The organism is Corallococcus carmarthensis (assembly GCF_003611695.1).
Classification (GTDB): domain Bacteria; phylum Myxococcota; class Myxococcia; order Myxococcales; family Myxococcaceae; genus Corallococcus; species Corallococcus carmarthensis.
In genome coordinates this window covers 1-11343 of sequence record NZ_RAWE01000281.1, presented here as the reverse complement: position 1 = coordinate 11343, position 11343 = coordinate 1, and the positions used below count along the sequence as shown (strand labels likewise).

At 69.1% G+C, this 11343-nt stretch carries 8 protein-coding genes; 4 read left to right on the top strand and 4 right to left on the bottom strand.

What is annotated here, in order from left to right; all coding sequences use genetic code 11:
- The first annotated feature begins 116 nt into the window (after positions 1–116).
- The 3 genes from D7X32_RS39970 (at position 117) to D7X32_RS39960 (ending at position 5166) form a co-directional block, all read left to right on the top strand.
- On the top strand, positions 117–878 hold the full coding sequence (locus D7X32_RS39970; protein ID WP_120607766.1) for a TetR/AcrR family transcriptional regulator: 762 nt from the start codon (positions 117–119) through the stop codon (positions 876–878).
- On the top strand, positions 875–1984 hold the full coding sequence (locus tag D7X32_RS39965) for an efflux RND transporter periplasmic adaptor subunit (RefSeq protein ID WP_120607765.1): 1110 nt from the start codon (positions 875–877) through the stop codon (positions 1982–1984). Before D7X32_RS39970 ends, D7X32_RS39965 begins: the two co-directional genes overlap by 4 nt.
- Positions 1985–2046: 62 nt before the next feature.
- Complete coding sequence (locus D7X32_RS39960) at positions 2047–5166, top strand: efflux RND transporter permease subunit (RefSeq protein WP_120607764.1); 3120 nt, start codon at positions 2047–2049, stop codon at positions 5164–5166.
- Positions 5167–5448: 282 nt separating this feature from the next.
- Here the strand turns inward: D7X32_RS39960 and D7X32_RS39955 are convergent, their stop codons facing one another.
- Positions 5449–5802: a hypothetical protein gene (locus D7X32_RS39955; protein ID WP_233597529.1), complete on the bottom strand. Its 354-nt coding sequence runs from the start codon at positions 5800–5802 to the stop codon at positions 5449–5451.
- A gap of 262 nt (positions 5803–6064) precedes the next feature.
- Positions 6065–6271 (bottom strand): cold-shock protein, encoded by a 207-nt coding sequence (locus D7X32_RS39950; RefSeq protein ID WP_120526528.1) that lies wholly within the window; start codon positions 6269–6271, stop codon positions 6065–6067.
- Positions 6272–6553: 282 nt separating this feature from the next.
- On the opposite strand from D7X32_RS39950, the gene D7X32_RS39945 reads away from it, so the two are divergent.
- A complete protein-coding gene (locus tag D7X32_RS39945; protein WP_120607763.1) occupies positions 6554–7102 on the top strand; it encodes a hypothetical protein in 549 nt (182 codons plus the stop codon).
- A 60-nt stretch (positions 7103–7162) separates the two neighbouring features.
- Here the strand turns inward: D7X32_RS39945 and D7X32_RS39940 are convergent, their stop codons facing one another.
- Entirely contained in the window at positions 7163–9670 is a 2508-nt protein-coding gene (locus tag D7X32_RS39940) for a sodium-translocating pyrophosphatase (RefSeq protein WP_120607762.1), read from the bottom strand.
- Between the two features lie 262 nt (positions 9671–9932).
- The coding region (locus tag D7X32_RS39935) for a hypothetical protein (protein ID WP_341868171.1) at positions 9933–11343 on the bottom strand (1411 nt) is incomplete at its 5' end.

Genomic DNA, 11343 nt, shown 5'->3' with positions numbered 1-11343 from the left:
CGTGTCCGCTCTGCTCCGCCCTCATGCGCCCCCCGCCGACACGCCCCTCGGATTCCTGACCCGGCGTTCAGCAACGACTGTTTTATTTCTGACCGGCGGGTTAGGAATGGCCCGCCATGCCCCGTCCCGCCGACCCCAAAGCCCGCAGCGCGCTCATCGCGTCCGCGCGGGCGGAGTTCGCGAAGCGGGGCGTGAAGGGCGCGCGCATCAGCGACATCACCGCCGCCACCGGCCTGTCCAAGGGCGCCTTCTACCTGCACTTCCCGTCGAAGGAGGCCCTCTTCGCGGCGCTGGTGGAGGACTTCCTGGCGGCGCTGGAGCGGCTGGCCACGGAGCGCAAGTCCCGCATGGACCGCTTCTGTGTCCAGTACGGCGGCGTGCCGGGCCCCGGGGACGTCGCCGCGCGCTCCGAGCGCTACCGCGACTTCCTGCGCATGGAGGCCGCGCTCGACGTGGAGATGCTGGAGCTCATGTGGGACCAGCGTGAGCTGGTCACCGCGCTCATCGTCGGCAGCCAGGGCACCGCCTTCGAATCCGTCATGTGGGACGTGGTGGACCGCGAGGTGGACCGCATCGCCCGCGAGTTCCACCACCTGCGAGGCCAGCAGCCGGACACCCCGGACGTGGACCCCAGCCTCTTCGGCTCCTTCGTCGTGGGCACCTACCTGCTGCTGGCCCGGCGCATGGGACGGCTGACGCAGAAGCCGGACCTGGCCAGCTGGGCCGTGGGCCTCCAGCGCCTCATGCACGAGGGCACGCTGCCCCGCGAGTCCGTGCCCGAGACCGCCGTCCAGGCCCGGCCTTCTCCTCCACCTTCCACGCGCCGGCGCCACGCCCGCGCGGCCAACCCGCACCGCCCGCCAAGGAAACGCCCGTGAAACCGTCCACGAAGCCCTCTGCCTCCCGTGCCTTCACCGCCCTGGGCATGGCCGCCGCGCTCGCGCTCACTGGTTGCGACAAGGCGGATGCGTCCGCGCCGCCCGCCGCCGCGCAGCCCCCCGGCCAGGACAAGCCCGCGCCGGCCGTGAAGGTCGTCTCCGCGCGCGGCGTGCAGGCCTCGCAGTCGGAAGAGGTCACGGGCACGCTGTACCCCGCCCAGGGTCTCCAGGTCGGCTTCGAGGTGGGTGGCCGGCTGGAGGCGGTGCGCGTCCAGAAGGGGCAGGCCGTGAAGAAGGGCGACACGCTCGCCCAGCTCAACTCCGAAATCGCGGACGCGCAGGTGGCCGGCGCGGAGGCCGCCGTCGCCGCCGCGGAGGCCGCCGCCTCCATGGCGAAGGACGCCGCGGAGCGCACGGAGAAGCTCAGCACCGGCGGAGGTGTCAGCGACCAGCAGCACAAGAACGCCGTCGCCGCCGCCGCGCAGGCCCAGGCCCAGGTGATGGCCGCGAAGGCGCAGCTGGCGCAGGCCCGCGCGTCGCGCCGCCGCCACGACCTGAAGGCGCCCTTCGCGGGCACCCTGATTGAATCCCCGGACCAGACAGGCGCCATGGTGGGCCCGAGCTCGTCCCTCTTCACGCTGGAGCAGCTGGACACGCTCATCTTCCGCACCACCGTGGCGGAAGGCGCGCGCGCGCTGCTCAAGCCGGGCGTGAAGGTGCGCGTGGCGTCGCTGGGCAACGGCGCGTCCACCGACGAGGCCGTGGTGCGCACCATCCTGCCCTCCGCGGACCCCACCACCCGCCGCATCCCGGTGGAGATCGCCGTGCCCAACGCGGACGGCCGCTTCGTGGCCCACACCCTGGCGCGCGCCATGCTGAAGCTGGGCGAGGCGCAGGACGCGCAGCTGTTGCCCGTCACCGCCCTCTCGTCGTCCAACGGGGACCACGTCCTCATCGTCAGCGACGGCGCCCTCCAGCGCGTGGACGTGCAGGTGCTGGAGCGCCGCGACCGCGAGGTGGTGGTGCGCGCCGCGGCCGTCCTCCAGCAGGTGGTGGACTTCCCCACGCCCTCCCTGTCCCCCGGCACCCGCGTCTCCGTGAAGTAGCCGCAAGCCGCCCCTTTTCGCCGCGGCCGTCTTGGCGTGCGCGGCGTGCGTGAGCACTTCCCATGATTCTCAGCGACGTCTCCATCCGACGGCCGGTGTTCACGGCCATGCTGTCCCTGCTGCTCATCGTGCTGGGCGTGATGGGCCTCAAGCGCCTGGGCACCGACCTCTATCCCGACGTCAGCTTCCCCGTGGTGGTGGTCAACACCCTCTACAAGGGCGCGGGCCCGGGCGAAATCGAGACCCAGGTCATCAAGCCTTTGGAGGACGCGGTCGCCGGCATCAGCGGCGTGGATAAAATCCACTCCTTCAGCCGTGAGAACGTGGGCACCGTGGTGGTGTCCTTCACGCTGGGCACCGCCCTGGACACCGCCGTCCAGGACGTGCGCGACAAGGTGGGGCAGGCCGTCAACAAGCTGCCCACGGACGCGGACGCGCCCATCGTCAGCCGCGTGGACCTGTCCGCCGCGCCCATCCTCACCTACGCGGTGTCCGCGGACATGACGTCCCAGGCGCTGCGCAAGCTGCTGGATGACCGCATCAAGCCCGCGCTCGCGCAGCTGGCCGGCGTGGCGGAGGTGCGCATCACCGGCGGCGACACGCGGGAGATTCAGGTCGACATCGACCTGGACAAGGCCCGCGCGGTGGGCATCACGCCGTCGCAGGTGTCCCAGCGCATCGGCACGGAGAACCTCAACCTGCCCGCGGGCCGTCTGCAATTGGGGCCCAACGAGCTGACCGTGCGCGCCATGGGCGAGTTCACCAGCGTGGACGACCTGCGCAAGCTGCCCATCGCCCGGAGCAGCACCGGCGCCCAGGTGCGCCTGGAGGAGATCGCCACCGTCACGGACGGCGTCGCCGAGCGCCGCACCACCGCGCGCCTCAACGCCCGCGACGCCGTGGTGCTCGAAATCGTGAAGCAGCCGGGCTCCAACACCGTGAGCGTCAGCGACGCGGTGAAGAAGACGCTCGCCCAGATGGGGCCGGTGGTGGGGCAGGGCTTCCAGGCCACGCTCCTCATCGACCAGTCGGACCTCATCCGCGCCAACACCCACGAGGTGTGGATCGCCCTCATCTTCGGCGGCCTCATGGCCGTCCTCATCATCCTGATGTTCCTGTTGGACCCGCGCGGCACGTTCATCTCCGCGCTGGCGCTGCCCACGTCCGTCATCGGCACGTTCTTCGTGATGTATGTGCTGGGCTACTCGCTCAACCAGATGACGCTGCTGTCATTGTCGCTGGCCATCGGTCTGCTCATCGACGACGCGGTGGTGGTGCGTGAGGCCATCACCCACCGGCTGGAGCAGGGCGAGGACCCGATGAGCGCCGCGTCCAACGGCACCCGGGATGTGGGCCTGGCGGTGCTCGCCACCACGTTGTCCCTGGTGGCGGTGTTCATCCCCGTGGCCTTCATGCCCGGCATCGTGGGCCAGTTCTTCAAGCAGTTCGGCATCACCATCTCCGTGGCGGTGCTCATCTCGCTGTTCATCTCATTCACCCTGGACCCCATGCTGTCCGCCCGCTTCGCCAAGGCGCGCAAGCCGGGGGAGCAGCACCACGAGCCCGCCGTGTTCCGCGCGCTGCGCCGCTTCCTGGAGGCCACGGAGCACTCGTACTCCCGCATCCTGGGCTGGGTGCTGCGCCACAAGTGGGCCACCGCGGGCCTCACCCTGCTGGCGCTGGTCCTGTCCTTCGGCGCCGCCAGCCGCCTGGGCGTGGAGTTCATGAGCGCGGAGGACCGCTCGCAGCTCCTCGTCGACCTGCAGCTGCCGGACTCCGCCAACCTCGCGCAGACCGCGGAGCGCGCCGCGGAGGCGGAGACGCTCCTCAAGAAGATCCCCGAAATCACCGACATCTACACCACGGTCGGTCCCAGCGGAGACGTCTACAAGGCGCGCATGCGCGTGCTCACGGTGGGCAAGGACCAGCGCACCAAGAGCATTGGCACCCTCAAGGAGGAGGCCCGCGCGCTGCTGGTCCCCAACCTGGTCTCCACCGCCATCACCCTGTCGGACCCGCCGGCCATCGAAGGCCTGGGGGACTGGTACCCCATCATGGTCCGCGTGGTGGGCCCGGACCTGAAGCGCGTCAACGAGGAGGCCGAGCGCGTCGCCGGCATCCTGCGCACCCTGGGCACCTCCGACGTGCGCGTGGACTCCAACCCGGCCAAGCCGGAGCTCCAGATTCAAATCGACCGCGCGCGCGCCGCGGACATGGACCTGTCCGCCGGGGCGCTCGCCGCGCAGCTGCGGCTCGCCATCGACGGTGATGTGACGGCCAAGCTGCGCGAGGGCACGGACGAGACGGACATCCGCGTGCGCCTGCGCGAACAGGACCGGGCCACGCCGGAGCGCGTGCGCCAGCTGATGGTGGCCACGCCGCGCGGCCTGCACCAGGTGACGGACGTGGCGGAGGTGTCGCTCAAGGACGGCCCCAGCGTCATCGAGCACGAGAACCGCGAGCGCCAGGTGGCCGTCGTGTCCCAGCTGGCCAAGGGCGCCGCGCTGGGGGACGTGGCCACGAAGCTCAAGGCCGCCATCGCCCAGAAGCCCCTGCCGCCCGGCTACGCCATCGTCTACGACGGCCAGATGAAGAGCCTGGATGAGCAGAACGACGCGTTCGGCATCGCGTTCGGTCTGGCCTTCGTCTTCATCTACATGGTGCTCGCCAGCCAGTTCGAGTCCTTCAAGCACCCCTTCACCATCATGGTGTCGCTGCCGCTGGCGCTCGTGGGCGCGCTCCTGGGACTCGTCGTCACCAACTACCACCTCAGCATGGGCGCGATGATTGGCGTCATCCTGCTGATGGGCCTGGTCACGAAGAACGCCATCCTCCTCATCGACGGCGCGCTCCATCACCTGCGGGAAGGCGACTCCGTGGACGAGGCCCTGCTCAAGGCCGGCCCCCGCCGCCTGCGCCCCATCCTCATGACGAGCGCGGCGATGGCCATCGGCATGGTGCCCACCGCCGTGGGCACGGGCACCGGCTCCGAGTTCCGCGCCCCCATGGCCATCTCCGTCATCGGCGGCGTCATCACCTCCACCTTCCTCACGCTGCTGGTGGTGCCGGTGGTGTTCGCGGCCATGGAGAAGCTGACCTTCCGCAAGAAGAAGCCCCGCACGGAAGGGCCGCTCACGGCGCCGTCCGTGGACTCGCCCGCCGCGCACGACCGCGCGGCCTGAGCGGGCCAAGGGCCGTGAAGTGAAAGAGGGCGCGGGGGCCGGCAAGCCTCCGCGCCCTTCTTCATGCCCGGTCAATGACAGGACATCCTGGGTAGGGTCCGGGCAAAGACAAAGGGCCCGGATGACGTTGCCGTCACCCGTGCCCTTGGGTTGAAACCTTGAAATCGTGAAACAAAGGGGGATGAAACAAGTCCCGGGTGGGCGTCCTCCGCGGTGGGCCGCCGGCTCCGGGCCGTGCCGGAGACGGGGCGTTCGCGGGCGTCCTGCCCGGGAGGTACTGCTTCAGCGCGAAGCCGACATGCCTTCGCCGTTGAGCAGGCGCACGCGCGCCTTGGCGAGCTGGTTCTGCGCTTCCTCCAGCGACACACAATCCACGGTGATGTCGTCGTTGGGGGATGCTTCCGACGCCACGCGAGCCGTCTGCAGGCGCGCGATGGTGGAGTCCGACACGTGCGCACACATCGCACAACCGTTCTTGCGCCCGTGGTTGATGACCTCGGAGAACAGGTTCGCGGATTCCGGCTCCAGCGGGCGCAGACCCCGCATGTCGGCCAGAACCAGGTGCCGCCCTCCGCCGTAGCTGTCCGTGGCCTTCTTGTAGACGGCCACGTACTCCTTCATCTCGTTCGGCCGCATGAAACCGCTCATGCGGGCAGTGATGGTCCGACGGCTGACATCGTTGGTGACTTCGAACATAGGTGCGCCCTCCCTCGCAGGTGCAAAGACTAACAGACGTCTTTGAACTTTCACCAGCCCCCCCTTGATTCCTTGGATGCTGGAAGGTTTGAAAGGGATTGCGCGTTTTCCCTTCTCGGCACGTTGTAAAAATGAAGAAGCCCGGTCCCGCTTGCGCGGGCCGGGCTTCCAGACTCCGGTTTGGAACCGGAGTGGGGTGGGATCAACCCGCCGCGCGGACGTTCTGGGCCTGGAGGCCCTTGGGGCCGCGGGTCACCTCGAACTCCACCTTCTGGCCTTCGGCCAGGGTGCGGAAGCCGTCCATGTTGATGGCGCTGTGGTGGCAGAACACGTCCTCACCACCGCCGTCCTGCGTGATGAAGCCAAAGCCCTTCGCATCGTTGAACCACTTCACGGTACCGGTAGCCATGAATCGTCTTCTCTTTGTTGGTGGGGCGCGGCACCCACCGCTCGAAGGCGGTCGGCCCTCTCGAAATGTGAGGACCTGAGTGCGAGCAGCAGTCTGCCCGGCGGGGAGGGGTGGGAGGAAGCCCCCTTGCTCAGCAGCCAACAGTTCAAGGGGCGGTCAGCAGGAGCACCCATGGTTGGCGCAGGCAGGCGGGCACGGGAGAGGGGCAGGCCCGGCGCCCGGGCCTGGGGCGTGGCTACCGTCTCCGGACAAGGCCACGACGGCCGGGAGAGGAGTCACGTCATGTACGAGGTCCGAGGCCCCGAGCCAGTGCTGCCCCCCGTCCCCCCGCGCCCGGAGGGGGCCGTGCGCCGCGAGTGGCGCCGCATGAGGGACCACAGCGCGGCGGCGGGCATCCTGTCGCGTCCCCTGTTCGGCCGGCTGCCGCTGCGCCGCTGGGTGCCGCAGGACGTGCACTCGGTGCTGGACTATGTGGGTGGCGCTGCGCTGGTGGCGGTGGGAAACGCATCCGGTGACAGCGCGGCGAAGGCGGCCGGCTGGGTCCTGGGCGGTGCCGCGGTGGGCGTGTCGCTGCTCACGGACTACCGGCTGAGTCTTGCGAAGCTCATCCCCATCGAGGCGCACGAGCTGGCGGACCATGCCTACGGCCTGGGTGCGGTGCTGGCGCCCTTCGTGCTGGGTTACGCGAAGCGCTCGCCCGTGGCGGCCGCGCTGCACGTGTTGCTGGGCGTGAAGGTGCTGGCCGCGTCGCTCGTCACGGACTACCGCTGCCAGACGGGCATGCACCTGGGCGGGGAACTGGCCACGGACCCCGAGGGCATCGGGGCCTGACGCCAGGCGCGAGGCGGCGGGACCTGTCGAGGGCACCCGCCGCCGTCGCCGCTCAGCGCCTCAGGCCGTCTTCACCTGCGCGCTGGACTCCAGCTTCGTGGGGCCGGCGCTCTCGATGCGCATGCCGTAGAAGCTGCGGTAGACGAACACCGTGGACAGGAGGAAGAACACCGCGGACAGGATGCGCAGCAGCATGCCCTGGCCGGCGGCCTCCAGCTCCACGGACAGCTCCACCGCGAGCAGGCCGAACAGCGTGGTGAACTTGATGACCGGGTTCAGCGCCACGGAGGACGTGTCCTTGAACGGGTCACCCACCGTGTCGCCCACCACCGTGGCGGCGTGCAGCTCCGTGCCCTTGGCCTTCAGCTCCGTCTCCACCAGCTTCTTCGCGTTGTCCCAGGCGCCGCCGGCGTTGGCCATGAACACCGCCTGATACAGGCCGAAGATGGCGATGGAGATGAGGTAGCCCACGAAGAAGTAGGGCTCCAGGCACGCGAACGCGAGCGTGCTGAAGAACACCACCAGGAAGATGTTGATCATCCCCTTCTGCGCGTACTGGGTGCAGATCTCCACCACCTTCTTGGAGTCCGACACGCTGGCCTTCTCCACGCCCTCCAGCTGGATGTTGGCCTTGATGAACTCCACCGCGCGGTAGGCGCCCGTGGACACCGCCTGCATGGAGGCGCCAGAGAACCAGTAGATGATGGCGCCGCCGGTGATGAGGCCCAGCAGGAAGGGCGCATGCAGGAGCGACAGGTTCTGCGCGTTGACCGCGTTGAGCACCTGCTGGCCGTTGGCGGCCGTGGTGATGCCCACCAGGAGCACGATGATGGAGAAGATCATCGTCGTGGCGCCCACCACCGCGGTGCCGATGAGCACCGGCTTGGCGGTGGCCTTGAACGTGTTGCCCGCGCCGTCGTTCTCCTCCAGGAACTCCTTGCCCTTGTCGAAGTCCAGGGCGAAGCCGAAGTCCTTCTGAACCTCCTCCTTCACGTTGGGGACGTTCTCGATGAGGGACAGCTCGTACACGCTCTGCGCGTTGTCCGTCACCGGGCCGTAGGAGTCCACGGCGATGGTGACCGGGCCCATGCCCAGGAAGCCGAACGCCACCAGGCCGAACGCGAACACGGGCGCGGCAATCATCAGCGCGCCCACGCCCATGCTGCTGAACCCGTACGCCAGGCCCATCAGCCCCGCGATGATGAGGCCCATCCAGTACGCGGAGAAGTTGCCCGCGACCAGGCCGGAGATGACGTTGAGCGACGCGCCACCCTCGCGGCTGGCCGTCACCACCTCGCGCACGTGGCGGCTCTCCGTGGAGGTGAAGGCCTTGATGGCCTCCGGGATGATGGCGCCCGCCAGCGTGCCGCAGGTGATGATGGCGGACAGCTTCACCCACAGGGTGTCGTCCCCGCCGATGTCCGGGATGAGCAGGTAGCTCACGAGGAACGTCAGCGCCACGGACACGATGGACGTCAGCCACACCAGGAAGGTGAGCGGCGCCTCGAAGTTCATGTGGTCCGCGTTCTTGTACCGCGCGCCCTGGATGGCGTTGTTGATCCAGTACGACGCCAGCGACGCCAGCACCATCACGATGCGCATCATGAAGATCCACACCAGCAGCTGCACCCGGTACTGGGCCTCCACCGCCAGGAGGATGAACGTGATGAGCGCCACGCCGGTGACGCCGTAGGTCTCGAAGCCGTCCGCGGAGGGGCCCACGCTGTCGCCCGCGTTGTCGCCGGTGCAGTCCGCGATGACGCCCGGGTTGCGCGCGTCGTCCTCCTTGATCTTGAAGACGATCTTCATCAGGTCCGAACCGATGTCCGCGATCTTCGTGAAGATGCCGCCCGCGATGCGCAGCGCGGAGGCGCCCAGCGACTCACCGATGGCGAACCCGATGAAACACGCGCCCGCGAAGTCCACCGGGACGAACAGCAGGATGAACAGCATCAGCAACAGCTCCGTGCTGATGAGCACCATGCCAATGGACATGCCTGCCTGGAGCGGGATGGCGTACGTGGGGTAGGGCTTGCCGCGCAGCGACGCGAACGCGGTGCGGCTGTTGGCGAAGGTGTTCACCCGGATGCCGAACCAGGCCACGCCGCAGCTGCCGGCGATGCCCACCAGGCTGGCGAACAGGATGATGGCCACCCGGCCGGGCTCCATGTGTTGCAGGAAGCCGAAGTAGCCAACCATCACCACCGCGATGAGCACCCAGAGGACGCCAATGAACTTCAGCTGCGTCATCAGGTACGTCTTGCACGTCTCGTAGATGAGCTCGGAGATCTCCAGCATCGCCCGGTGCACGGGCAGCTTCTGGAGGCTCGCGTACTGCAGGAAGCCGAAGATGAGGCCGACGACGCAGACCGCGATGCCGGACATCAGCAACTGCCGTCCGTTCAGCCCTCCGAAGAAGGTGACGGAGCTGAAGTCGGGGAGCACGAGGTCCGCCTCGCTCGCGCTCGCCGGGGTTCCGCCGAATAGCGCCAGGAGCCCGAGGGCCCCGAACGCCGTGCCGGTGACACGCTGCTTGAGGCGGTCCAGCCGTGAAACGGTGGGTGTCATGGGATGCAACCTCTCTCACAGTGACTCAGGGGAGTGATGTCGAGGGGTTGGCCGCCTGCGTGCGAGCACCTCCGAGCGCAGACGCTTCAGCGCAGCCTCGCCCTCCAAGGCAAGACATGCCTTGAAGGCGGCTGGGATTTATCACGCTCCGTCAAATGAAGTCGAATTCAGGAATTCCATGTCGCACCCCGTCAAGTTGGATTCAAGGGCAAACCCCTGAACCACCTGTCAGGTGGGATGGCATTCCGGACGGATGGACGTGTCAGGGATTGAACTTGAGGAGGAAGCCGTCCTGCAGCCGCTGCGACGGACCGTCCTCCGGCGCGGGCCGGTTGAAGCCGCCGGCCAGGAGCACGCCCCCGGACGCGTCCACGCTCACGGCCCGGGCCTGGGCCACGGCGCCGCGGCTCGCGAAGCCGCGAACCCAGAGCGACGTGCCCTCTTCCGGCAACAGCTTCGCGACATACAACCCGGGAGGCAGATCTCCCCCGCCCAGGGCGAGCCCGCCGTCATGGGCGCCCGCCACCGTCACCTGGCCCGCATCGTCGGTGGTGACCATGGGAGCGCCGGTGGGGAAGGTGCGCGCCCACTGCTGGCCGCCGTGCGCGTCGTAGGCCAGGAGGAAGCCGTCGCGCGAATCCGCGCGGTGGAAGGTCTTCTGGAAGTAGAGCCGGCCGCTGAAGCCGCCGCCCACGAAGACGCGGTTGGCCCCCACGGCCACGGACACCGCGGTGCCGTCCGTGCCGCGCACGTCGTGGCTCCAGACGTGGTCGCCGTCGCGGGTGAGCTTCACCACGAAGGGCGTGTGCTGGCGCACGGTGACGAAGGTGGCGTCGCCAAAGGACACCGCCCCCGCGTAGCCGCCCACCACGTGCACGTCGCCAAAGACATCCACCGCCACCGCCCGCGCGGAGACCTCGCCCGCGCCCGTGGGCATCCACACGCGGCTCCAGCGCTGCTCACCCTTGGGCCCCACGCGCAGCGCGAAGCCCGCGTGTCTGCCGCTGGGGGTGGTCTTCAATCCCTCGCCCAGGTCGCGCGCGCCGGCGAAGTCCCCCACCAGCACCGCGCCGCCGTCGTGGTCGGACGTGACGTCGTTCACCGCCACGGAGCCTTCACCCGGCAGCGAGCGAACCCAGTCCAGCGCGCCGCCGCCGTCCAGCCGGGCCAGGAAAGGCCCCTCTGGCAGCGTGGCGCCGTCGCGGGTGAAGCCCGCGGACATGCCCGTAAGGAAGATGTTGTCGGAGGCGTCCACCGCCAGGCCGCCCACGCGGGCCCGTGCCGGGTGCTGGGGCGTCCAGCCCCGCGCCCACTTCAGTGTGCCTTCCGGCGAATACCGCGCCACCAGCAGGTGGGGCGCGACAACGTTGCGATTGAAGGGCAGGGGCCCCGCCCCCAGGTCGATGGGCTCTTGATAGGTCGCTGCCACGAGGACGTCCCCGTTGGAGGTCACCACCGCGTGCGGAGCCTGAGGGTCCCCAACCATCAGGGTCCGCGACCACACGTGGGCCTCCACGCCCTCTTGCGCTACCTGTCCACCCACCTCGCCGAGCACCGGGATGCGCGGTGACGTAGCTCGGGCTTCCTCGCACCCCACGAGGAAGAGCCCCCCTACGCACACCGCCATCCGAAACCACGCCACCGCCGCCACCCCGTCCCGGTCTCGCACCACC

Coding starts and splice junctions, on each gene's coding strand:
- D7X32_RS39940 (WP_120607762.1), bottom strand. CDS start 9,670: ATGACACCCACCGTTTCACGGCTGGACCGCCTCAAGCAGCGTGTCACC.
- D7X32_RS39945 (WP_120607763.1), top strand. CDS start 6,554: ATGTACGAGGTCCGAGGCCCCGAGCCAGTGCTGCCCCCCGTCCCCCCG.
- D7X32_RS39970 (WP_120607766.1), top strand. CDS start 117: ATGCCCCGTCCCGCCGACCCCAAAGCCCGCAGCGCGCTCATCGCGTCC.
- D7X32_RS39950 (WP_120526528.1), bottom strand. CDS start 6,271: ATGGCTACCGGTACCGTGAAGTGGTTCAACGATGCGAAGGGCTTTGGC.
- D7X32_RS39955 (WP_233597529.1), bottom strand. CDS start 5,802: ATGCGGCCGAACGAGATGAAGGAGTACGTGGCCGTCTACAAGAAGGCC.
- D7X32_RS39960 (WP_120607764.1), top strand. CDS start 2,047: ATGATTCTCAGCGACGTCTCCATCCGACGGCCGGTGTTCACGGCCATG.